The organism is Nocardiopsis mwathae (assembly GCF_014201195.1).
Lineage (GTDB): Bacteria > Actinomycetota > Actinomycetes > Streptosporangiales > Streptosporangiaceae > Nocardiopsis_C > Nocardiopsis_C mwathae.
In genome coordinates this window covers 4819427-4841942 of the sequence record NZ_JACHDS010000001.1, presented here as the reverse complement: position 1 = coordinate 4841942, position 22516 = coordinate 4819427, and the positions used below count along the sequence as shown (strand labels likewise).

The following is a 22516-nucleotide window of genomic DNA, read 5'->3' as shown; positions in this document are numbered from 1 at the left end:
CAGAGGAAGTCTCATGCTGGTCACTGAGCCGAACCGTGTCGACATCGAATTCCACGAGATCGTGGCGGGTCTCCTGGCCGGAAATGCCGAGACGGTCGATCCGGGGGGATGCGGGCTCGGGGCCTTGGCGTCTGGGAAGGCTGGCCCTGCAGGTGACGATGTTCCTCGCGAGGAGGACATGGAGCCCTGGGGGGATGACGAGGAGCTAGACGACCTAGCTGTCGACTGGCCGTAGGGCTCCGCGTCCTGACAGGAGCTACTTTCAGGACAAAGGAGTGCAAATGACGCAGCTCATGGCTGCTGGGGGGACCAGCAGGGAGAAGCAGGTCGCGGCGATGGTCGCACGTCTGAAGTGGCGTGCGATCGCGAAGGCAACCCCCTTCAAGGACCCGATCGAACGCGAGATCGATCCGTTCCCGCGTCCTGCCGAGCGTGAGATGGACCGGGAGGATCCCCGCGAGGGCAGGGAAGATCCCCTGAGGAGGGAGGGGCAGCCCGAGAAGGTCGGGGTCTGACGGTTTCCCAGCGTAACGTTTCCGCGCCCGCAGCGCCTATGGGAGGGGGTGCGCTGCGGGTGCTGCGACATTTATCCAGTTGCCGCAAATGGTCTTGCTACAGTGCCATTTGTGGAATTTGGTGTGCTCGGTCCGATTACGGCCTGGTCCAACGGTGAATCGGTTCCCGTTGGAGGGCCGAGACAACGCTGTGTGCTGGGCGCGCTCTTGGTGGATCTCGACAAAGAGGTGACGGTCGAACGGCTGATCGGTTACCTCTGGGATGATGATCCGCCGCGCACCGCGCGTTCGGTGATCCAGGTGCAGATCTCGCACCTGCGGCGTGCATTCCCTGATGTCATCCAGACGACGGCGGGTGGGTACCTGGCGCAAGTCGAGCCCGACAAGGTCGACCTCCATCGCTATCGTGACCTGGTTGCCCGTGCGCGAACAGCAGGAGATCCGGCGGAGGCGCTCGTCCTGTGGAACAAGGCCCTGGCCTGCTGGCGGGGGCAGCCCTTCTCCGGGACCGGATCCGACCAGCTTTGGTACTCGGTGTGCCGGCCGTTGCTGGAGGAGCGCTGGGCCGCGGTCACTGCCTGGGCTGAATGCGCCTTCTCTCTGCACCTCTACTCCGAGATCGTGACCCGCCTGACGCCGTTGGTGCGAGAGGATCCACTGCGGGAGCGCCTGCAGTACCTGCTGATCGCCGCGCTCTCCCGCAGTGGCCAGCGTGCCTCCGCCCTCGCCGTCTTCCACGAAACCCGGCAGCACCTGGCCGAGGAACTGGGGGTGGACCCGAGCCCGGACGTCAAGGAGCTCTACGAGCGGATTCTGAAGGACACCGAAACCGGCGTGGACGGCTCGTTGAGCGCGGTCCGCCTTGTTGCCACACCGGCAGATCCTGCTTCCGATGGTCGCAGTGATGTTGCTGCGGAGCCCTCATCGGAATTCGTTCCGCGCAATGATCTTCCCCGCGACATCCCTGACTTCACCGGTCGGGAACGGCCCCTTCAGGAACTCATCGATATCGGGGAACACAGCTCGGGCCGCGCTGAGGCCGTCGTGATCGCGGGTCCGGGTGGTGCGGGAAAGACGACACTGGCCGTGCATGCCGCGCATCGACTGGTCGAACATTTCCCGGACGGTCAACTCTTCATCGATCTCTACGGTTTCACTGTCGACCAGAAGCCGTTGGATGCCCTCGCTGCTCTCGGTGTTCTGCTGCGCGCAGTGGGAGTCGAGCCGGACGCGATTCCAGAGTCGGTGGAGGAACGTTCGGCCCTGTGGAGGGCGATGCTCGCGGGAAAACGCGTACTTGTCGTGCTCGACAACGCGGTCAGTTCGGCACAGGTCAGCCCACTGATGCCGGCGGCTCCGGGATCGCTAACCCTTGTGACCTCACGCCAGGACATCGCAGTCGTGAGTGGGGCGCGGTACATCTCGCTCGGCATGCTGGACGAGGAATCCTCCCTTGAGCTTTTCTCTGCGATCCTCGGCACGGCGCGGGTGGAACAGGAACCGGAGCAGGCACAGGTCGTCGTGAGCCTGTGCGGGGGACTCCCCCTCGCGCTGCGCATCGTGGGCGGACGTATGCTCAGCCGACCGCGTTGGACATTCGCGCACGTCGAGCAACGCCTCAGAGAGCACCAACGGAGATTCCGTGAACTACGTCTTGACGGGCACAGTGTCGAGGCGGTCTTCGAGCTCTCGTACCAGAGCCTTAACGCGGTCCAGCAGCGAACATTCCTGTTTCTCGGGATCATGATCGGCAGCAGTGTCGATCTGCATGGGGCGACGTCGTTGCTGAAGTATGAACCCCCTGATGCGGACGATCTCCTTCAGGAGTTGGTCAGTGTCTGCCTGCTGGAAGAGTCGGCTGTCGATGTTTACCGGTTCCATGACCTCATCGGAGCCTACGCTCGGCAGAAGGCTCTGGAAATCATTCCCAAGGAGGACATCGAGGCTGCGCGCAGGCGAATGGCAGAGTACTACCTGGACATGTCGCAGTCCGCTGCCGACCTGATGGGACCGAGAGGGCACGACTACGAGAGGGACGAGGCCGAGATTTCTCGGTACAGAAATGAGATCTCGTGCCGGGCGGAGGCGGTGGCGTGGTTCGAGGTGCACCAGGAGAACCTGGTCCATGCTCTCGACTTTTTCGCATCGGACGGAGCTGGAGACGCATCGTGGCTGCTCGTTGATGCCATATGGCGCTTCTACGCGTTCCAGGGACGCACCGAGCTGCTCATCACTATCCAGGGGAAAGCGCTGGAGATCAGCCGCGCGCAGGGGAATGAACGAGGGATCTCCATCATGCTGGTCGGACTGGGGATCGCTCATTGCTTGTCCGGTCGGTTTGAAACATCTATTCGTTTTCTGTCTGAAGCGCTGGAAATTTTGAACAAAATCGGCGAGGAGCGAGGCGTGCTTCGGGTCTACGGAAATCTCGGCATGGTGTATGAACGAATGGGCCGCTTCCACGATGCGCTTTCCTGCGCATGGAAGGTCCTTGAACGTGCCGTGTCCGAAGGAGACCGTCGGCTGGAGGTGATGCAGCGCGCCAATATCGCGTTGATGTACCAGGTGCTAGGAGACTATCCAAAGGCTATAGAATTCTGTGAGGTCGCGCGGCGGATTGTCGTGGAAGAACAGCTCGAAGGCGATGCACATATTCCTCGGATCATGGGTGAAGTCAAGGTCGGCATGGGTGAATTCGACGAAGGGTTCCGTTACCTGGAGGAGGCGTTGAAGACCGCTCAGACCCTCGGTTCGCAGGCCCAGGAAATCTACACGCGCAATGGGCTTGCGATCGCTTTCCGAGAGTTCGGCGACCTGGATGCTGCGGTCGAGGCCCATATCACCGCGCTGGAGCTTGGCCGGTCGACCGGACAGCGGAGCGGAGACGCCGAAATCCTGAACGAACTCGGGGTTACCTACGCGCGTGGTGCTCGTCATGCCGATGCCCGCGACTCGCACGGGCAGGCCCTCGACCTCGCGCGCGAGCGCGGCGAACGCCACGCGGAGGGTAGGGCCCTCCTCGGCCTCGGCACCCTGCCCCCTGACATCATCGATCGAGACTCTGCAGTCGAATACCTCACCGCCGCAGCCCGGATCTGCGGCGAGCTCGGTGTCCCCGAGGCCGAGGCCGCCCAGGCTGAACTCCAGCGCCTCCGGGGCGACGCCTGACCCCTCCCGGCCGGTCGGCCCGGCCCATCCGCCCTCCGGAATCGCAGTCACGAGCACCCTTAGGAGTCCGCTAGACTGTTCAACGTTGCTTCGGGGTGTAGCGCAGCTTGGCAGCGCGCTTCGTTCGGGACGAAGAGGTCGTGGGTTCAAATCCCGCCACCCCGACTGGAGATCAGCGTCTACGCAGGTAGACGACTGGTCCGGAGATTGGCGAAGGCCGGTCGCTTCGGGCCGGTGCACATTCAGTGCACACGGTTCGGGGTGGTCGGCCTTTCGCGTTTCTACTGAGTCGCCTTGATCCGACCGGCGTCCATCGCGTCGGCCACCTCGTCGAGCCGGTCCGGGAACAGGTGGCCGTAAGTGTCGAGCGTCATGGTTGCGGTGGCGTGGCCGAGCATCTGCTGAACCACCTTGACGTCGGCACCGGCTGCGATCGCCAGGGACGCCGCCGTGTGCCGGAGCTTGTGCGGAGTGAGCCCCATCCCGTCGAGCCCGGCGCTCTTGCGAGCCTTGCTGAACTCTCGGTTCCGCCAGTTGTGGATACGCAGCGGGGCGCCCCTCTTCGTGGTGAACACGTAGGCGTCCGCGTCGCGCCCGTCGACCAGCGGTTTCAACTCGGCCACCAGAAAGGCGGGGATGGGGACCGTGCGCCGCTCGCCGGTCTTGGGAAGCTGCTCGATCAGCTCGCCCTTGACGTCGGAGAACGTGACAGAGACGCGGATGCGCCGCTTCTCAAGGTCCACTTTGCCGACACGGAGCGCTGCCGCCTCGCTCCACCGAAGACCCGTGTACGCGAGCAGCAGGATCAAGACACGGTTCGCCGACGAGGCCGCTGACGTCTGGTTGTACTTCGTCCTCAGGTTTGCGGCGGCGTCCGCAAGCTTTTCCACCTGCTCATAGGACAGGTAGACGTGCTCCGCTTCGGTGGGCTTGGGAAGCGTCACACCCCTCGCAGGGTTGAGCGCGATCCGGCGCGGAACGCACCATCCGAGGACCATGGACAGCACCGCATGCGCATGGCACGTCTGGGATGCGCCGAGGTTGCTTCCACCCTCATCACGCGGCTTCTGAAGTTCAGCGATCCATACGGCGATGTCCTCGGTGTGGATCGCGGTGAGGGGAAGGTCCCCCCACCGGTCGAGGATGTGGTTGTCCAGCAGGCTCCGGTACTTCCACCACGTGGCGGGCTTGACGTCGGTCCGCGACGCCAACCACTTCTCCGCGATCTCGCCGAAGGTCACCTTCCCGTCCGCAGGGTTCCGGTAGGTGCCCTCATGAAGGCTTGCCTCGATCTCCGTCTGCCGCTTCTCGGCGTCCGGCTTCTTCTTATAGGTTCCCGCGCTCTTCAGCTTCCCAGCGGGGTCGTAGTAGCGGACCATCCATCGTGCGGGAGGCGTGCGCTTGGCCACCTTCGCCTTCTTCACCGCTTCGCAGTAGGTCTTGTCCTTTGTGCGGTCATAAACCCATGCCCGTGCCACTACTTACCATCCTCCTCGGGTGCTTGCGGGTCGCCCTCCCTAGTCGCTCTGAGCAGATCAGGCGTGACCCGTGCTCCGGCCCCCGGAGTGAGCCGCTCCATGATGCTGGTGAGGTGTTCGGCGTTGAACTGGTCATGCAGCCACCATGGCAATACGGACGGGTGGGGTCCGGCATCTTCGTCGAGCAGTCCGAGCCCAGTTGCCCAGTGCCAGGCATAGCCAGCGGCGATGCGTTCACTCTCGCGCAGGCCGGTGATCTCGACTGGTTGATCTCGATCGACGTCTGTGGGTAGCAGCAGGGAGTTCGGGGTCACGTTGAGGGCCACGGCTAGGGCCATGAGTTCATCCACGGAGACCCGGCGTTGTTCCTTCTCGATCTTCGTGATCGCGCTCGCTTGGATCGGTACGCCTCGGTTGGCGACCTGTTCGGCGAGTGCTTCAGTCGTGATGCCTCGAAAGGTTCTGAACCGGCGTAGGTTCCGGGCGACCTGGGATCCGGTGCGGCCGACTGTGCTGTGGGTGCGCCCTCGCTTAGATTCTTCCATGCAAGCAGAATACATCCTGTTTGACAGAAGTCAAGATACCGCCCTATCGTCGGGCGGGCCAGTTGATGCCTGGAAGGATGAAATTTGCCTGCCAAGAAGAATGTTCCGTCTGCTGGGGACCCTCACCTCACCCCGGTGCAGCTGTCGGAGAGGTGGCAGTCCAGCGCTCAGACGCTGGCGAACATGCGGGTTCGTGGGGAAGGGCCGCGCTGGATCAAGTGCGGTCGTCTCGTTCGCTACCGGTTGGCCGACGTCGAGGCCTATGAAGAGGAGCGGATGCAGGGCGGCGGTGCTGCCGCGTGAGGTTCGAAGACGCAAACGACCCCCGGCGCGCCAACGCCGAGGGTCGTGGAAGTTCAGTTGCCTGCCGAACTTCCACCAGGGTAAATGCTGAGTCCGGGTGGACTCAACGGCGCGCGGCGGCTCGTCGTCTTCCCCCGCTGCCGTGGTGTCGGCACCTGGTACGCCACCGTGACCCGATGGTGTGTTCACGTGTGTCGGGGGTGGACAGATGAGGCCGCTGGAACGGATCCGGGACGCGCTGGTAAACGGAGGCTTCCGGATCCAGCGGGATCGTGGAGACAGTTTCCAAGCTCAGTGTCCGCACCATGACGATCACAATCCTTCGCTGTCTGTGGCGTGGAAGGACGGTCGCGGTGACGACGTCCCTCGGGTCGTGCTCCACTGCTTCGCCGGATGTGACACGGCCGACGTGGTGACAGCGTTGGGCATGAGAATGGGCGATCTCTTCGCCGAGGATGCTCAAAGCTCCTCCAAGTGCGATCACCGTGGTCTGTGGCGCAGCCAGCGACCGAGGGCCATCTATCCCTACGTCGATGGGGATGGGGAAGTTCTCTACTACCAGCGGCGGTACGCGTGTCCGATATGCGGCGATGTGAAGGTGTTCATCCCTCATGACCCGCAGACCAGGAAGAACGGCCTGCCTCAAGGGGTGCGCGTCCTCTACAACCTTCCGGCTGTTCGTGAGGCGGCCGCATGCGGCGGTGTGGTCTATGTGGTGGAGGGTGAGAAGGACGCCGACCGGCTCAATGAAGTGGGCATCGTGGCCACGACTGCCATCAACGGAGCTATGGCGAGGTGGGAACAGTCCTACAGCCAAGCCCTTCACGGGGCGCGGGTGATCGTGGTCGCCGACAACGACGGTCCTGGTGTGGAACGGGCGCGCGGTGTCGCTGGCGCGCTCCTCGGGTTCGCCCGATCCGTTCGGGTGGTACGTACTCCGCTGCAAGGAAAGGGGGCGGATGTCTCGGATCATCTCGACGCCGGCTACTGCCTTGCCGACCTGGTGGACATCGAGGACTCGGACAATGGTGCTGACAGCGATGACCGGAACGATGAGGGCGAGCTGTCGGACGCGGTGTCTCAGCGGCTCGCTGAGTTGCGAACACTGCTCCTCGGCTCTGCTGACCTCGATGGACTTCCTGAACCGGAACCGGTCATTGACGGCATGCTGTTCCGGGACAGCCTCGCATGGGTTCACGGCAAGCCCGGGAATGGGAAGTCGTTCCTGGTATTGGACTGGGCCGGATGCGTCGCGACCGCCCGACCGTGGCAAGAACGGAGCGTGTGCGCTCCGGGAACAGTGCTCTACCTCGTCGCCGAAGGGATGAGTGGGGTCCGACGCCGAGTCCGGGCATGGGAGTCCTGGAACGGGGTTCCAATGGATCAGGTGAAGTTCCTGCCAGTAGCAGTGCAGATGCTGAGTGCCACAGACAGGGACGCCTTCGTTCAGCTCGCCGAGTCCCTGTCTCCCTCTCTCGTGATCATCGACACCCAAGCCCGGGTGACTGTGGGGGCCGACGAGAACAGCTCGACTGACATGGGACGCCTGGTTGCTGCTGCCGACGCCATCCGGGAAGCCACACGGGCGTGTGTGCTCCTCGTCCATCACGAGGCACGCAGCGGGGACACCCTGCGTGGATCGACGGCGCTGGAAGGCGCTGCCACCACCCTCGTTCGGGTCACGAAGGACAAGACGACAGTTCGTGTCGACTGCACGAAACAGAAGGACGCCGAGCCCTTCGCCCCTGTCATGCTGCGGCTCGTGCCGCACGGTGATGGTGCGGTGCTCCAGCCCCAGACCATCGCGGGACACAGCGTTGAACTCACCGAGTCCGAACGGGCTGTCTGGAAGGCACTGCGAGACACGTTTGGGACTGCCGGAGCGAACCCGGGCCAGTTGCGTGAGGTTTCCGGGGTCCCTCGCAGCAGCTTCTATCGTGCGGTGAAATCCCTGATCAACCGGGAAATGATCCGTGACGCAGGAACGCCCAAGCACGCTCACTACGTGCCCATGGATGTGGTGGAGGGTTCGGGTGTCCCACCTGGTCCCACGCGGTCCCGCTCAGCCGACAGTTCCCTGTCCCACGTCCCACACCCCTTTAGGGGTGGGACGGATGGGACTGGGGCTTCTCATGGCGTGACCCTGACCGCTACGGGGATAGTCCCTTCTCAAATGGAGACGGAGCGCGGGGAACCCCGACGCCTCCGTGAAGACGGTGGGGCGTACCCGCTCCCGAAATGTGAGACGACACAAGAGGAGATGAAAGCAGCATGAAGACCGTTGACATGACAGAAGCCGAAGCGCGCGACTATGTCGCTTCCATCGCCGAACACCTTCCGTCAGATGTGGTGATGGGTCGCATCTCTCTTGTGGGGAGCGGGAATGTCCTCACGGTCGAAGGAGGTGGAAACATCGCGCTCTGGGCTCTTGAGGATGGCCACGCATCACGTTCCTATCAGCTAGCGACGGGCGTGGTGGAGATCACCGAATGGGAAGGAGGATATGAGGTGTCGCGCGTCGTCGCAAGTTCGGAAATGCGGTCGAATATAATCGAAGTTCGAAACGTAGCGGTGGTGTCGCCAAGCATTCGATATGCGGATCGCCGCACCACCGCTACGAGTCGCGGCCGCCAGAAGGTCGCCGCAGACCCTTCGTGCTCTTCGGCCCAGCACCGCCAGCCGTCGAGGTCCGCCGTCATTACCGGCCAACCTCCGGTCCGTGGAACATCGCCCGGCCGTCGCCTTTATCGATGACCACGAGTTTCACAAGGAGTCCCGACATGGGTCGCCGTAGCAGTGTTCAAATCAAGGCTGAATTGGCCGCTGAGGTTAAGAAAGCAACGGCAATTGCCGATAGATGGGACGCGGAGAATCGCGAACCAACTCAGGTGGAGCGTGAAGAAGCACGCGCCAGCGTGGAACGGGCGAACCGCCTGAACTCTGAACTGAAAAAAGCGAAAACTGAAGAGGAGATCAAGAAGGCTATTGAGCCCCTTGAGCGCCTCGGTCCGCCCACCATGAACGGGGGGCCTGGATGGTCTCACAATGGCCTCTCCGGGGCGTGGAGAAAAACCGAAGCCACCGGCGACGCGTGGGCGTCAGGAACTGCTGACCAGCTCAGCAAGGCGGCCGGACAGGTCGGGGTCAAAGCCCTGACGTTCGGGGCGGTGGAGGTTGCCGCCCCTCTCTCTGGTGACCCGGTTACCCTCCCGTCCGCACCTCGCCGTATTACTGACCTGTTGGTCTCGCGCAAGCCGCTGGGCGGACCGGTTTTCTCGTTCCTGCGCATGATTGCCAGGGAGAACAACGCCGCTCCCGTTCCGGACGGGGGGCTGAAGCCCACGTCCCGTTTCAGCTTTGAGAACGTCGAAGATCGTGCGCGGGTGGTCGCCCATGTGTCGGAGCCGCTTCCGCTGCGCTACTTCGAGGACTACACGAACCTTGTCCGGTTCCTGGAAACCGAGATGTTCAACGGCGTCCTCACCACGATCGAAGCCCAGGCCATCGCGGGGGATGGTGTCGGGGAGAACTTCACCGGCATCCTGCACACGTCCGGAGTCGTGAACGTGGCGTTCGCTGGTGACCCGTTGCGAACCCTTCGCCGGGCGCGCACGGAGATGGAGATGCTCGCCGAGTCTCCGACAGCGTGGGTCTTCCACCCCCGCGACCTCGAATCCGTGGACCTGATGAGGGAGAACAGCAATGAGTCCGGCGGTTTCCTCGTCGGATCCGGTCAACTCGCCGAGTCCAACGTCTTCGGGAATCTCCCCCGCGTCGCTTCTGCGGTCGTGCCGCAGGGAACAGCGATCCTTGCCGACTGGAGGCAGGCGACCTTGCTGTCTCTCGGCTCGCTTGTCCTCGACGCGGACAAGTCCGGCGACAACTTCACCCACAACCTCGTCCAGCTCCGGGCGGAAGGGCGCTACGGCATCGCGGTCCAGCGTCCGCAGGCCTTCGCCGTGATTGACATCCAGGGTGGAGACGGGCGCTAGACCGGCGTCAACCGCCCCCCGTGCGCTCCTCCTCTCCTCGTTCCAGCGGGAGCGGATAGCACCACTGTCCACGATTGATGACTGACGCCTGGTCATGGTGCCTGCGCCCAATGGTGGTCACCACCGGATCCCCCTCCCGGTGGTGACCACCGCTCCCACTGGGGATAGGGGGTCGCACTTTCCAGACCGATTGCCTTGGGCAGCGCGCGGGTGACACGGCTTCCACGCGTCGGAGTTTTTCGAAACTGATCACAGGAGGGAAGTATGGGCCGACGCGGCCCCAAACCTCGCCCCACCGCACTGAAAGCTTTGGAAGGTGCACGACCGCAGAAGATTAACCCCAACGAGCCCATCCCATCGGAGGGGGACGTACACCCTCCGGCGTGGCTGGCGTCCGACGACGGCACCGATAGGGGAGATACTGCACTCGCCGTATGGAACCGCCTAGCCCCAGACATGGAAACAATGGGCGTTCTGACGTCGTGGGACGTGGACCTGTTCGCGGTGTACTGCGACGCGGTGGTGAATCACCGTCGAGCGTCAGCCGAGGTCGCACGTCGCGGGATCCTCGTCGAGGGGCAGCGCGGGAATCTGGTGAAGAACCCGGCCCTTCAGGTAGCGCGCGACTACGCCGACATGATGTCGCGCATCGGTGCCCGCTTCGGGCTCTCGCCTTCCGACCGCGCAGGGATCGACATTGTCGAAGGCGACGACCCTGATGGGGCAGAACGGTATTTCACCTGAGAAGGCCCCAGTGGCTGGCCCTGTGGTGTCGGCTGGCTGGCTTTTCGTTCGTCGAAGTCGCCCCGATGAGGCACGGTGGCCACCGGCTCCCCCTCGTGAGCCGGGGCCATCGTGCCGCGTGCGGCGTTCTTCAGTTCCCTCGGCGCGGACGCGGTCGGGGGAGGAGCCGCCATGTGCCCGTGCTTGCCCCGGAGAGCGCGGGACGGCGGTCGGTGCGCGGCACAGCGGACGCAGCGGCCAGTGAACGCAGCGTGCGCGTCAGGGCGTCGGGCGTCGGCGCCTCGATAAGGCCGTTGGCGGTCATGGCGAACCAGGCCCCGGTGTGCTCGCCGTGCCAGATGACGAACTGCGGATAGCGGGCTTGCAGCCGCGCGGCTTGCGCGTGGCGGTCGGCGTGAGCCGGGGTGCGCCCCCATCGGGCGTCGGCAGCGGTGGTCACAGCCGCTCACCCCTTCGACGCGTGACGGCGTCGGCGTGCGCGAGTCCGTGCGCGTGGCCGGGGTCCTTCAACTGGGCTTCGAGCTTGTCGGCGGTGTCGGCGTGCAGGGTGGGGGCGAACTCCGGCCCGGCGGTCTTGTTCGAAGCGAGCCATGCGGCAGGTTGGCCGTGCTCATCGACCGAGCGCCAGACCTTCCAGTCGGGGTACCTGTCGTTCAGCCGGTCGATGACCGGCCGGTCGGGGTCGTTGACGCGCCGGTGTTCTCGCAGGCAGACCAGTAAGGCGCGCGGAGTCGGCGCCTTGGCTTCCGCGCCGGTCGGGATATGGCGGGCTTGCCAGTCGCCGTGTGTGCCGTCCGTCCCGAGGTCGCGGCTGATATCCCAGTCGGCGAACTCGGCGGCGATGATCTCTATCGGGGTCGGCCAGGGGCCATGGAGCGCGGCGCGTTCCTCGGCGCGCGGTCGTTTCATCGTCGGTCACCTCTCGCTGGGGGGAAGGGTGCCGACGACGCTACGAACGCTAGACCAGCGGGAACAGAAACGGGGCGCGGTAGTTTCACCGCACCCCGTACCGGACTACCACGTAGCGTGGCAGCTACATCGGGACGCCGAGGAAGTCGGCAAGTTCCCGCTGTTCCTGCGTGGGCATCCGCTTCGGACCGTTGACGATGTCCTCGGCGACATCGCGCCCCAACTGCTGGTGACGGAGCCAGCTGGGAGAAGTCCGCCGCAGCCTGCCGAGGATCTCCGTGGCCTTGTCGGCATCGCCCAGCTGCACATGGGCCTTGGCGACGTCGAGCGCGTGACGCTGGCGCGTGTTCGGGGTCACGCCGGGACTGTCCGGAAGGTCCCGGGCCACTTCTAGGGCGCGGTCGGGGTGTCCGGTCACCAACTCGACTTGCATGCCGTTCATTGCGGCAGTGACGCGGCCGAACCTCATGCGGCCCAACCATTCGTGTTCTTGCGCCAGCGGTCCGGCAGCGGATACAGCGACGCCTTGAAGCTCCCGGGCTTCCTCCACGCGGTTGTTGCGTGCGGCAGCGGCAGCGGCCCGCATGAGCAGGTAGCCCCATGCCGACAGCTGTTGAGGGGTCGCCTTGGATATGCGCGGTTCCATCTGGTCGGCGGCGGCGATGCACAGCCGTTCCACTTCGTCGAAGCGGGCTTGCCGGAGCAGTGCCCATCCCTGCTGCCCGATCGCGGCGGCGGCCAACGCCTCGTCACCGACGTCGACGGCGTCGCGGAGGGCATCCCGCAAGGCCATTAGGGCGAGGTCGTGTTCTCGGATCTGAATCAGGTAGGCGCCGGTGATCCTCAAGGCCCCGCCGCGTAGGCGAACCGCTTCGGTGTGGTCGGCGCCGTCGAGCGCGCGCACGTGGACGTGTGCCGAGCGCACCAGCGCGGGCGCCATGCGCGCGACGTCGTCGTATCGGTCGGCCTGGTAGGCGTCGGCGACGGCCGTCACAGCGTGGGACAGCATCGGGAGGTTCGGAGGTGTGTCGTCATCGGCGTAGAGCCGTCCGGACAGACCCGCCGGAGGGTTCACCGCCGAACGGATGTCGGCGAGAACGGCGTCGCGGCTCCCCTGCGGCTGGGGTTTAGGGGAAGGGGACTCGGCGGTCATGAACCACACCGTTCGGACCTTGAGAACGCGCCCGAGCGCGTTATAGGTCTCCATCCGGGCCGTGCCGCCCTGTTCGATCTTGCGGACGACGTTCGCGCTCAGCCCGGCTTGTTCGGCCAACTCCTCTTGCGTCAGTCCCCGACGGCGCCGGAGTTCTCTCACGCGGTCGGCGACTGTCTGATCATTCGTCACGGGCGTTCCCCGTCCTGTAGGTCAGCGCATCATCGTCAGACTACGGCGGCGGTTCGGGTCGTGTCAGGAGTCCAGTCAGCGCGATCACTCCGGGCCTCAATCCCCGCTGTAGACGAGCGTGCATCCTAGGGATGAGCTGTGATCACGTCGGCGTCTGAACAGCCACAGAACGCTCGGTCAGACGCCGATGTGCATTGCATATTCAGTGCACATGGAAGCGGGATGGCCGGTGATCCCGCAGTATCTCCCGTGATGAGATATCGCAGGTCACCGGCCAAATTGGGAGGATCTTCGCATGTCGCGCGAACGGCCTGATAACAGAAGAGGTCGTGGGTTCAAATCCCGCCACCCCGACCAGTCAGAATGCCGGGTCCTTCGGGCCCGGCATTCTGCGTTTGCGGCAGCTATCAGTGGCTGCCTACGGCCGTTGCGATCCTGCATGCAGTGAGCTCAGAGGGCGTGCTGCATGTTCACCCCCTCCAGTCGGACGGGTGGTCGGCGGTGTAGGTGCGCTCGGTGGTGAGGATGCGCAGGTTCTCCGCTGTGGCCCCGCACCTCGCTCGGCACTTCCGCTCGATGGTCGCGACGGCGACCAGCTCGGCGAGGTAGCCGGGATCGACCAGCTCCCTTCCGCTCAGGCGGGGGGTGATGACCCGGACGTGGTAGCACGGCGTGCCTGCAGGCCCGTGACGCGTTTCGATGGTGAAGGTGTTGCGCCGCCTTTTGATCGCGACGGTCGGCGGGAACTTCTCGCGGTACAAGCACCGGTATCGGGTGCCGTCGTCGCAGACCACGTCGGCCCGGTAGGTGATGGCGTCCCAGGACTCGTCGGCGATGGTGACGGTGGCCTGGTGGTAGTACGCCCAGACCTTCAGCTCGGCGAGGCTGGCCGCCTCGTGGCTGTACAGGGTCATCGACGGTCCACCTCCGCCTCGTCGTCGCGGCGGCCGGTACGCAGTTCGCCGGCGGCCTGCCGGGCCAGCTCTGCGAGGCGCTCCAGGGCGTGAATGCGGTCCTGCCGGGCCAGTAGGAACGCGTCGTCCAGGACGATGACGGCATCTGCGATGCGCAGGCCGGAGAGATCGCCATCGGGCAGGCGGGAGAGGCCGATCTCGTCAGCGTGCAGCGCGTAGATGCGGGCGTGGCTCTGGCTCATCGTCCGGCCACCGCCATCCAGCGCTCGGCGATCTCGTCTTGCTCGGCCTTGTGGGTGATCGCGGCGCAGGCGGCGTCGTGGCGTTGATTGGCGAAGGCCTGCCGAGTCTCATGGGCGAGCTGGTAGGTCCGGACGCGCTCGGAGCGAGGGGGGACCTTGCCGTCCCTGGCGAACGCGTCGAGTCGGCGGTGGAAGTCGACCAGCGACCGCGCGCTGATCCTGCGGCCGCTTGCGGCGTGTGCGGCCTTGTAGACGGAAGGGCCGTCAGCGGCGGGCTTGTAGGAGATCGCCCAGTCCTCGGCCGACAGGGCGATGTCGGTGAGCTCCTTAAGCTCAGCACCACTCAGGCGGGATTCGGGGCGCGTGGGCGTGAGAGCGTCTGCGGAGGAAGGCGTGCCCGGCCGGGACACGGCGGGCAGACGGCGTGGCAGACCGATTGGGGGCAGCAGAAGAAGAGGAATGCGCATGGCGCAGCTCCTTGGGGTGTGCCGGATGGGAGGCCCGGCGTGGGAAGTTGAGCTACCCCCTAGCCTAAACTTAAATTCCAGGTTTTCAAGTCCTGGAGTCCAAGAAGTCGTGCGACGTCCGATATTCAATTCCGGGATTCCAGAATGTCCTATTCGGTCGTCCATGGCCCTACGATCGGGGGCACCATGACCAGCAGGTACTCACCCACCATCCGGCGGCGCCGACTGTCAGCTGAGCTCAAGCGCGTTCGTCAGTCCGCACGCATGACAGGTGAAGAGGTCGCGGCGGCGGCCGAGCTGACCAAGTCGACGTACAGCAACATCGAGAGCGGCGTGAAGGCTCGACCGACGGTCGCGGAGATCCGCGCCATTCTCGACGCCTGCAAGCTGCCGAAGGGTCAGGAGTATGAGGAGATCCTGAACCTGTGCCGCCAGTCCCGCGAGCGGGGATGGTGGACCCGGTACAGAGACGTCCTGGCAGCGAGATACGTCGGCTTCGAGGCCGAGGCATCCACTATCAGCACCTGGGAGCCGGTTGTGATCCCCGGCCTGCTGCAGACGCCGGAGTACATCGAGGCCACCGGCCGGGCGGCCCTCATACAGCCCGCGGATATCAAACGCATCTGCGACTCGCGCATGACGCGTCAGCGGATCCTGGACGGAGCGGACCCACCGGAGATCTCGGCGATCTTCGATGAGTGCGCCCTGCACCGGCTCGACGACTATCCCGAGGTGCGCCGCGCACAGGTCCGGCACCTGCTGGAGATGGCGGAGCGGCCCAACGTCACGATCCAGATGACCAGGGCGAACAAACTCAACCCCGGCTCGGGCGGACCGTTCGTCATCTTGGAATTCCCGGTCGATGTCGACCCCACGGTGGTCTACCTGGAAACTGATACGGACGGGATTTATCTAGAGGATCCGGATGAGATATCGCGCTATCACTCTCTCTTCGCCCACCTACGCCTCGCGGCCTTGCGGCCCGGCGAGACCATAGCCCTCCTGCAAGAGATCGAATGACCCGATGAGCAGCTCAGTTCCCGAATTCCACAAGTCCAGCTACAGCCAGCCCTCTGGCGGCAACTGCGTCGAAGTCGCCAGATCCCCGCACGACGCAGCCGTTCGTGACTCCAAGCACCCCGGCCAAGGGCACATCACCTTCCCTGCGGCCGAGTGGCGCGCCTTCATCGCGACCCTTGGTGCCGACGAGATCTGACTCAGCAGGCAAGACACAAGCCCCGCAACCATCGGCTGCGGGGCTTCTGCGCTCAATTCCCACAGGTAGCGTACCTCGTTGCATTCCCGAAGCGTGGGATGAAGCCAGCCCGTCGTGTTCGATCCTGGGCTATCCGAGCTCGACGACGGCGATGTCCCCTCCGGCGTCCGAGCCGAGTTCCAGGGCCGTGAGCTCGGTTCCCTCCGGCACGTCGAACACGAGCTCGTACTTCGTAGAGTTGCCGGGGTTGGTCTCGTCGGCATACCCGCAGATGTCGGAGTGCACTGAGAACTGGACGCCGTCGGCGTCGTAGGCGTAGACGTGGTCATAGGACCCCGACGGTGGTGTTGCGGGGGCTCGGCCGGTGTTCTCGGCCTCCATCTTGATCACGACGTGTTCGCCGACAGCCTTCACCGTCTCTCCGCAGCTGTCGTCGCGGTAGGTGCCGGTGCTCTTGACGTCCGTGGCGGTGTAAGTGAACGCGCCGTCGTCAGGGTCGCCCTCAGGCGGGCCGTCGGTCAGCCGGGATGTCTCGCCGAGGTCGTCGTCGGCCATGTCATCGAAATCCTCGGCGATCGCGTCGGCGGCGTCGCTGAAGGCCGCCTCCAGTTGGCCGGCCAGGTACCGCTGGTGGCCGAACCATCCGATCACGGTTCCGAGGAGGAGTCCGACGGCAGAGGCGGCGGCGATGAGGATGATGGCCAGGTTCTTGGGCATGCGGCGCTCCACACGAATCGGGGGATGGTCGGCGGAGCGGGCGCCGTCAGGATGCTACGGCGCCTCTGTGCCACATGTCCGGAGAACGCCGGATCTGCCCAGTGTCTGCGGCCCGTCAGCCGCCGAGCGCGCGCCCCGGCTCATCTATCCACAGCCTGTGTGCGCCCCTTAGAGAGGGAGCGGCCATGCGTACTGCCCGTCTGGGGAGTCCAACCACATGTACTGCCGGTCGGCGTCGTCGAGCGCGGTGATGCCGAATCGTGTGCGACAGGGGCGCCCCAGTGAGTCCCATCGGGCCACGGCGTGTTCGATGACGTCCCAGATCCGGTACGGGCCGTGCTGGACTGTGGCCCAGGTCTGGTCATCCTTCCCGGTGAAGGGGACCTCGGCGCGGGATGACGCGGAGGTGGCCACGAGCACTGCTCCGTGGGCGCGTTCGACCGTACCGACGCGCAGGCCGGGAACATGCAGGTGGCAGAACAGCAGCAGGTCGGGGTCGGCGTCGGCAAGACGCGCAGGGTTCAGCCGACTCGTTCCGTAGTAGGGGATCCGGGATCCGGACGCGGCCAGGTGCTGGCCGGGAGCCAGCGGAGTGTCGGCGCGCTCGCGCATCGGCATGAACGCGGCCGGGTAGATGTCGACGCGTCCGGTGACCTCATCGGCGGCGGTCTTGTCCAGTACCAGCAGGGCGTTCTCATCTCCCAGCAAGGGGGCGACGATCCGCCCGCCTTCGGCGAGCTGGCGGATCCAGGCAGGCGGGATGTGGGAGACGGCGCAGGTGGCGACGATCCGGTCATAGGGTGCGTGGTCCGCCCACCCGGCATGGCCGTCGGCGGCGTGTAGGGCGGGGCGGTACCCCAGTCCAGACAGGGTCCGCCGGGCCGTGTCGACGAGGTCAGGGGAGATGTCGATAGAGGCCACCAGCTCATCACCGAGCCGGTGGCACAGGAGCGCGGCGTTGTACCCGGTTCCGGTTCCGACCTCCAGCACTCGCATGCCGTCGCCGGCCTCCAGCCGGTCCAGCATCGCGGCCACCACGCTGGGCTGGCTGGCCGAGGCGGTGGGCAGCCGGATCTCGTCGCCGGAGGGTGTTCGAGCAGGCTTGTACTGCACGGCCAGTGCCTCGTCGCCGTAGGCCGCGGCCACGGGGTGGCCGGGGACGAAGAGGTGCCGGGGCACATCCTCGAAGGCGCGTCGCCACTGCTTACCGGTCACTGTTCCGTTGTCGGCGAGGTGGGAGGCCAGCGCCGCGGCGCGCGCCTGCCAGGGCGTGTCGGTGTCGGTCATTGGGCTCGTCCCTCGATCAGCTCGGCGGCCAGGGCGTCTGCGATGGGCAGGTCGCATTCTTCGGCGAGCCAGCCCCACTGGCCCGCGGCGTTGCACTCCAGCAGGTACCAGTCCCCGCTGGGGCTGACAACGAAGTCGAACGCCCCGAACACCAGCCCGAACGCCTCCAGGAACAAGCGGATGCCGTCGCGCACGGCCCCATGGCAGTCGATCACCTCGTAGGACAGGCTGCCGTAGTCGGACCGCCAGTCGATGCGGGCGGCCTCGGACCGCGCGTGGATGGCCACCGGGAACAGCTCGCCGGCGACAACGGTCAGGCGGACCGCGTAGTCGGGGTCGATCCACTCCTGAAACTGGTGGGCCGTCGCTTCCACCCCGCGCAGGTCACTGTAGTCCGCCGCGCTCATGCGCCGACAGTAGGCCACCGTGAGGCCGCCGGCCTCCTGTACCGAGGGTTCCGCGAGCGGCTTGACGACGAGATCGCCGACATCGGCGGCGAAGTCCTTCACCGCCGCTGCGTCGTTGGTGATGAGTGTGGCCGGTGTCCGCAGCCCTACCGCGTCGGCCACCGCCAGCTGCCGCGGCTTGTACTCGCAGTCCGCCAGCGCCGATGGCGGGTTGATCCACCTCGCGCGGAGCGACGCGAGCACCCCGCCCAGTCCGATGCGCGCTTGGGCGTGGGCGAATGTCCGTTCGGGGCCGGACATGCCTACGGGAAGTTCGGGCCGCCGAGGACGCCGGTAGTAGACCCCGCGCACCTGATCCAGCTCGACCTCTCCCGCGGCCGTGGTGATACTCCCCGATTAGCCGTTCCCGCGCAGGTCGGCTCTCAGGGGCATGCGCTGCGGGAAGTCGTAGGTGGTCAGTCGGAACGCATCCGCGCCCGCGGCAGCGACCGCATTGGCGACCGCGTCGGCGGACCAGTCCCCCTCTTCGCCGATGACCAGGACGACCGGGTCAGTCATCGGGAACGGTGTAGGAGTCGTCCTGGGTCTTGTTGTCCAGGCTGGTGGTCTGGGGCACCGTCGTCTTGTGCGCCGGGCTGCGGTGCTTGGCTTGGGTGGGAACAACGGTAGGCGCGCCGCGAAGGACGAAGGGCCGGTCCCGGCTCGGTGCTTCGTCGCTGGGAGGAGCCGTCCCGGACACCATGGGGAATCTCTGCTTGTCGGGCATCAGGGGGTCGTCGGAATCGCGCATAGGCCCTCACTGATCTTTTCGATGCTGAACATGGACCGTAGCCCGCTGAACGCCGTGTGTCACTGCAGTCGGCCGGAAACGGCCAACCGTCATGGACGAGGAAGACCTCCCCGGTGTGGATCGCACTCGGGGAGGGCTTCGGTTTTCGGGAGATTTTCGGGAGACGTCACTCCGCGCCGGACCACGCGAGACCACGCCATCCCGCGAGGTTCATGCACTATGACCCGCTATTACTCCAAACTCTGAGGTCGGAGTTGTCGGGCAACCTTCTTCGGGAATCAGTGCGTCGGGGCTGTCGCCATACGGCCCGCTGCTGCTGCGGATCGCCAAGTATGAGCAGGTGGGCAGGGCATTCCTGTCCTGGTTCCGGTGTGGCGCGAGGCGTAACGTGGCTCAGTGAAGGGGCGCTGCCCCAGGCACGGTGCCCCGGCCGCCGATCACTCGGAGGTGGGCGCGATGTCCGCCGACACCCAGGCACGATGGCAAGCCGCCGTCCTCTTCATCGCCCCCTGGCCCTGCTGCTCAGCTTCATCTACCACCCCTACCTCCCCGGAGCGCCGCCGGACACCGCGGCGCTCGCCGCTGCGGTGGCGGCCGCCCCGACGCGCTGGGGGCTGGCGCACATCGCGGTGGTGGGTGTGGCCGCTCTCGTGATTCTCGCCTTCCTCGCCATCCGGGTGTACCTCCGCGACGCGGGTGAGAACCGGTGGAGCCTGTGGGCGTTCCCGTTCATCGTCGCCAGCGCCGTGTTGCTGGCGTTCCAGCCGGGGTGGTCGTTGCCGCGCTGGTCATCTCGGCCGTTGCGCTGGGGATCTTCGCGTTCACGGCGTTCTACGTGGGCAGCGTCGCGGCGATCGTCGCCCTGTGGCCACTGGCCTACGCGGTGCTGGGGCATCCGAAACCGCACGCTGCGGGACTGCGGCCGGCGGCTCCCCCGGCCTGACCACGTGCACAGCACCCTGCCCATGGAGGGGGAAGTGCGCAGTGACTACGGCCGCTCGTTGCGGGCGAGTTCCGGGCGCTCATGGGGTGCGCTGTGTGCGTGGTCGTGCAGCGTAATTCCGAGGTGTTCGGCCAGTGGGTGGGCGGCCTGGCGGGGGACCGCGTAGGTGAGGACGGCCGGCGGGGCGTCGGTGATGGGGATGTAGAGCACGTCCGGGTCGTGGTGGTGGAGGGACACCGAGACCGGGAGGACCCCCACGCCCCGGCGGGACGCCACGGCGTGCAGGTACTCGTCGATGTTGGTGCTCTCCGCGCCCACTTCCGGGCGTGCGTCGGTGGGCCAGTGGTCGGGGGTGAGGGTCCCGCTGACGGTGTTCAGGACGATGCAGCGCCGGCCCAGTTCGGCCCAGGTGAGTTCGTGGCGGCCCGCGAGGGTGGACCGGGTGGAGACCGCGGCGATACGGGGTTCGGTGTGCAGCGCGGTCGTCGTCATGTCGGGGTCGGCGACCGCGCCCCAGACGAGGGCCGCGTCGACCGTGCCGTCGGCCAGTCCGGCGAGCCGGTCATCGCGGCGCACGGTGTGGACCAGGACGTTGTGGCGCTGCTCGAACCTGCCGATGGCGCTCCTGCCCCAGCCGATGGGGAAACCCCACGCGTAGCCCAGCCGCAGCGGCGCCTCCGCACCCGCGGGCCGCAGGGCGGTTTCGAGCCGGGGCAGGAGTACGCGCAGCTCGCCGTGGAGGCGCACGCCCTCCGCGGTGAGCCGGGTGTGCCGCGAGGCGCGGTCGACGAGCGTCCGCCCCAGCAGTTCCTCCAGGCGGCGGATACTGCGGCTCAGCGTCGGCTGGGAGATGCCCAGCCGCTCGGCGGCCCCGGTGAACTGCTGTTCCTCCGCGAGGGCGAGGAAGCAGCGGAGGTGGTGCAGACCTACAACCATCCGCATCATGCTAGAGGCCGTGGACCGCAGTCCTCAGCGCCGACGCGACGTCCCGCTCGCCCGGCGCGCCGGTCCCCGCCCCGTCCAGTGGGCCGCGGTCAGGTGCAGCAGGAGCGCGAGCACCGCCACCCCGGCGGTGCAGTAGGGGAGCCGGGCAGCGGGAAGACCGGCCGCCAGGACCGCGCCGCCCAGCGCGGAGCCCGCCGCGCTCCCCAGGTAGACCGCCGAGCTGTTGAGGGAGATGGCGACGGGGGCGTGATCCGGCCGGGCCTCGATCAGCCGGTGCTGCTGAGGGACCTGGAGCGCCCAGCCCACAGCGCCCCACAGCACCAGAGGGACCATGACGGCCCACACATGGGGGGCGAGTGTCGGCAGGGCGGTGTGCGCCGCAATGAGAACGGCGAGGAGACCGGCGACGACCGGATACGCCCGCTTGGTGCGGTCGACGAGGGGGCCGACCAGGAGACTGCCGAGCACACCGCCGACACCCCACACCCACAGGTGGCCGACCGGGTTGGCCACGTCCGCGGCATCGGACAGGAACGTCGCCAGGTAGGTGTAGAGGCCGAGGCTGGCGACGCCGCCGAGGAAGGAGACGAGGGCGATGGGGGCGACCCTGCCGTCGCCCAGCACCCGGACCCGTTCGCGCAGAGGAGGTGGCGGGGTCGCCTCGGTGCGGGGCAGCAACGCCACCACCCCGACCAGGGCCAGCAGGCCCAGGGCGGTGACCAGCCACAGCGTCCCGCGCCACCCCACGTACTCGGCGAGCTGGACACCCACCGGTACCCCGACCACGGTGCCGATGCTCATCCCGCCCATGACGATCGCCAGGCTGCGCCCCCGACGCTCCGGGCCAGCCATTGCCGCCGCGGTCGCCGCCGCGATCGGGGAGTAGACACCCGCGCCGATTCCCGCCAGCGCCCGCGCGAGCAGGAGCACCGGCAGGTCGAATGCGAGCGCGGACAGCCCGTTGGCCACCGTGAAGACCGCCAGCGCCAGCCCGAGCACGGCCCGCGCCGGACGCCCGGACAGCAGCGTGGCGAACACCGGCGCGGCCAGGGCGTAGCACAGCGTGAAGACGGTGACCATCTGTCCGGCCGTCGCCTGCGGAACATCCAGATCCGCGGCCACGGACGGCAGCAGCCCGGCCACGACGTAGGCGTCGAGCCCCAGCGCGAACGCGCCGAGGGCCAGCAGTACCACGCGGCGCGCCGTCCTCCGCCACTCTCCTCCGTCGGCTCGGACCTCGGAGGTGCGGGTGCCGTGTGCCTCACTCATGGGTGCGGCTCTCCGTTCCAGTCCTCCCGGGGTGGAGGAACGATTCCTCGTGCATGTCGTCCACTCGCGTTCCGTCGTCGATGGTGTGTGGCCGATCTGCTCTTCTGCGCCTGCCGAAATTACGGCAACCGAGAATCACGGAACAAATGTCATGAACGCATGCATCATGCAGGAATCGAATCAGCGCACTCCGCGAGCGGTCGGAGACAAGAATTCGTCCCCCGTGGCGGGAGGGTGGGTCGGGCTTCCCCTCTGAGGGGCGTCTGACCAGGTGGAGGTCGGGCTCTCGATGGAAAGCGGGTGGCCGTGAGAATTGCTAC

Annotated in this window: 25 protein-coding genes and 1 tRNA gene; 11 read left to right on the top strand and 15 right to left on the bottom strand. The window is 66.3% G+C overall.

From position 1 onward, the window contains the following. The first annotated feature begins 13 nt into the window (after positions 1-13). The 4 genes from HNR23_RS21325 (at position 14) to HNR23_RS21310 (ending at position 3848) form a co-directional block, all read left to right on the top strand. Positions 14-235, top strand: a complete 222-nt coding sequence (locus tag HNR23_RS21325) for a hypothetical protein (protein ID WP_184078105.1) — start codon at positions 14-16, stop codon at positions 233-235. A gap of 46 nt (positions 236-281) precedes the next feature. After that, positions 282-515, top strand: a complete 234-nt coding sequence (locus HNR23_RS21320) for a hypothetical protein (protein WP_184078103.1) — start codon at positions 282-284, stop codon at positions 513-515. Positions 516-707: 192 nt separating this feature from the next. Continuing rightward, a complete protein-coding gene (locus HNR23_RS21315) occupies positions 708-3683 on the top strand; it encodes a BTAD domain-containing putative transcriptional regulator (protein WP_184078101.1) in 2976 nt (991 codons plus the stop codon). A 91-nt stretch (positions 3684-3774) separates the two neighbouring features. Continuing rightward, a tRNA-Pro gene (locus HNR23_RS21310) sits at positions 3775-3848 on the top strand. A 116-nt stretch (positions 3849-3964) separates the two neighbouring features. Here HNR23_RS21310 and HNR23_RS21305 read toward each other — a convergent pair. Next, the gene (locus HNR23_RS21305; RefSeq protein WP_184078100.1) at positions 3965-5161 is read right to left on the bottom strand and encodes a tyrosine-type recombinase/integrase; all 1197 of its coding nucleotides are present in this window, start codon (positions 5159-5161) and stop codon (positions 3965-3967) included. After that, entirely contained in the window at positions 5161-5706 is a 546-nt protein-coding gene (locus HNR23_RS21300; protein WP_184078098.1) for a helix-turn-helix domain-containing protein, read from the bottom strand. The genes HNR23_RS21305 and HNR23_RS21300 overlap by 1 nt, the downstream gene beginning before the upstream one ends. 511 nt (positions 5707-6217) lie before the next feature. Between HNR23_RS21300 and HNR23_RS21290 the strand changes: the two genes are divergently transcribed. From HNR23_RS21290 to HNR23_RS27295, 4 genes are all read left to right on the top strand, one after another. Continuing rightward, positions 6218-8284, top strand: a complete 2067-nt coding sequence (locus HNR23_RS21290) for an AAA family ATPase (RefSeq protein ID WP_184078094.1) — start codon at positions 6218-6220, stop codon at positions 8282-8284. Continuing rightward, on the top strand, positions 8281-8763 hold the full coding sequence (locus HNR23_RS21285; protein ID WP_184078093.1) for a hypothetical protein: 483 nt from the start codon (positions 8281-8283) through the stop codon (positions 8761-8763). The genes HNR23_RS21290 and HNR23_RS21285 overlap by 4 nt, the downstream gene beginning before the upstream one ends. Before the next feature lie 26 nt (positions 8764-8789). After that, positions 8790-10001 (top strand): phage major capsid protein, encoded by a 1212-nt coding sequence (locus HNR23_RS21280; protein ID WP_184078091.1) that lies wholly within the window; start codon positions 8790-8792, stop codon positions 9999-10001. A gap of 264 nt (positions 10002-10265) precedes the next feature. Then, complete coding sequence (locus tag HNR23_RS27295; protein ID WP_281381862.1) at positions 10266-10745, top strand: phage terminase small subunit P27 family; 480 nt, start codon at positions 10266-10268, stop codon at positions 10743-10745. Positions 10746-10875: 130 nt separating this feature from the next. On the opposite strand, the gene HNR23_RS21270 is transcribed toward HNR23_RS27295, so the two are convergent. The 6 genes from HNR23_RS21270 to HNR23_RS21245 form a co-directional block, all read right to left on the bottom strand. Beyond that, positions 10876-11184, bottom strand: coding sequence for a hypothetical protein (locus tag HNR23_RS21270; protein ID WP_184078088.1), 309 nt, complete (start codon positions 11182-11184; stop codon positions 10876-10878). Then, on the bottom strand, positions 11181-11654 hold the full coding sequence (locus tag HNR23_RS21265) for a hypothetical protein (RefSeq protein ID WP_184078086.1): 474 nt from the start codon (positions 11652-11654) through the stop codon (positions 11181-11183). The genes HNR23_RS21270 and HNR23_RS21265 overlap by 4 nt, the downstream gene beginning before the upstream one ends. A 124-nt stretch (positions 11655-11778) precedes the next feature. Continuing rightward, entirely contained in the window at positions 11779-12999 is a 1221-nt protein-coding gene (locus HNR23_RS21260) for a helix-turn-helix domain-containing protein (RefSeq protein ID WP_184078084.1), read from the bottom strand. Positions 13000-13469: 470 nt separating this feature from the next. Then, positions 13470-13913, bottom strand: coding sequence for a hypothetical protein (locus tag HNR23_RS21255; RefSeq protein WP_184078082.1), 444 nt, complete (start codon positions 13911-13913; stop codon positions 13470-13472). Further along, on the bottom strand, positions 13910-14155 hold the full coding sequence (locus tag HNR23_RS21250) for a hypothetical protein (RefSeq protein ID WP_184078080.1): 246 nt from the start codon (positions 14153-14155) through the stop codon (positions 13910-13912). The genes HNR23_RS21255 and HNR23_RS21250 overlap by 4 nt, the downstream gene beginning before the upstream one ends. Next, positions 14152-14622 (bottom strand): hypothetical protein, encoded by a 471-nt coding sequence (locus HNR23_RS21245; protein ID WP_184078078.1) that lies wholly within the window; start codon positions 14620-14622, stop codon positions 14152-14154. The genes HNR23_RS21250 and HNR23_RS21245 overlap by 4 nt, the downstream gene beginning before the upstream one ends. 186 nt (positions 14623-14808) lie before the next feature. On the opposite strand from HNR23_RS21245, the gene HNR23_RS21240 reads away from it, so the two are divergent. Both HNR23_RS21240 and HNR23_RS21235 read left to right on the top strand, forming a co-directional pair. Further along, entirely contained in the window at positions 14809-15642 is an 834-nt protein-coding gene (locus HNR23_RS21240) for a helix-turn-helix domain-containing protein (protein ID WP_184078076.1), read from the top strand. A gap of 4 nt (positions 15643-15646) precedes the next feature. Continuing rightward, positions 15647-15838 carry a DUF397 domain-containing protein gene (locus HNR23_RS21235; protein WP_184078074.1) on the top strand — a complete coding sequence of 64 codons (192 nt, stop codon included), beginning with the start codon at positions 15647-15649 and terminating at the stop codon, positions 15836-15838. A 129-nt stretch (positions 15839-15967) separates the two neighbouring features. On the opposite strand, the gene HNR23_RS21230 is transcribed toward HNR23_RS21235, so the two are convergent. The 5 genes from HNR23_RS21230 to HNR23_RS21210 form a co-directional block, all read right to left on the bottom strand. Further along, entirely contained in the window at positions 15968-16555 is a 588-nt protein-coding gene (locus HNR23_RS21230) for a DUF4352 domain-containing protein (protein WP_184078072.1), read from the bottom strand. Between the two features lie 168 nt (positions 16556-16723). After that, entirely contained in the window at positions 16724-17842 is a 1119-nt protein-coding gene (locus HNR23_RS21225; protein WP_184078070.1) for a methyltransferase domain-containing protein, read from the bottom strand. Then, positions 17839-18549 (bottom strand): hypothetical protein, encoded by a 711-nt coding sequence (locus HNR23_RS21220; RefSeq protein ID WP_184078068.1) that lies wholly within the window; start codon positions 18547-18549, stop codon positions 17839-17841. Before HNR23_RS21220 ends, HNR23_RS21225 begins: the two co-directional genes overlap by 4 nt. A 96-nt stretch (positions 18550-18645) precedes the next feature. After that, positions 18646-18807, bottom strand: coding sequence for a hypothetical protein (locus tag HNR23_RS21215; RefSeq protein ID WP_184078066.1), 162 nt, complete (start codon positions 18805-18807; stop codon positions 18646-18648). Next, on the bottom strand, positions 18800-19039 hold the full coding sequence (locus HNR23_RS21210) for a hypothetical protein (RefSeq protein WP_184078064.1): 240 nt from the start codon (positions 19037-19039) through the stop codon (positions 18800-18802). The genes HNR23_RS21215 and HNR23_RS21210 overlap by 8 nt, the downstream gene beginning before the upstream one ends. Before the next feature lie 769 nt (positions 19040-19808). On the opposite strand from HNR23_RS21210, the gene HNR23_RS21205 reads away from it, so the two are divergent. Further along, the gene (locus tag HNR23_RS21205) at positions 19809-19982 is read left to right on the top strand and encodes a hypothetical protein (protein ID WP_184078062.1); all 174 of its coding nucleotides are present in this window, start codon (positions 19809-19811) and stop codon (positions 19980-19982) included. A 45-nt stretch (positions 19983-20027) separates the two neighbouring features. Here the strand turns inward: HNR23_RS21205 and HNR23_RS21200 are convergent, their stop codons facing one another. Continuing rightward, positions 20028-20918 carry a LysR family transcriptional regulator gene (locus HNR23_RS21200; protein WP_184078060.1) on the bottom strand — a complete coding sequence of 297 codons (891 nt, stop codon included), beginning with the start codon at positions 20916-20918 and terminating at the stop codon, positions 20028-20030. Between the two features lie 33 nt (positions 20919-20951). Next, the gene (locus HNR23_RS21195) at positions 20952-22196 is read right to left on the bottom strand and encodes an MFS transporter (RefSeq protein WP_184078058.1); all 1245 of its coding nucleotides are present in this window, start codon (positions 22194-22196) and stop codon (positions 20952-20954) included. Between the last annotated feature and the right edge of the window lie 320 nt (positions 22197-22516).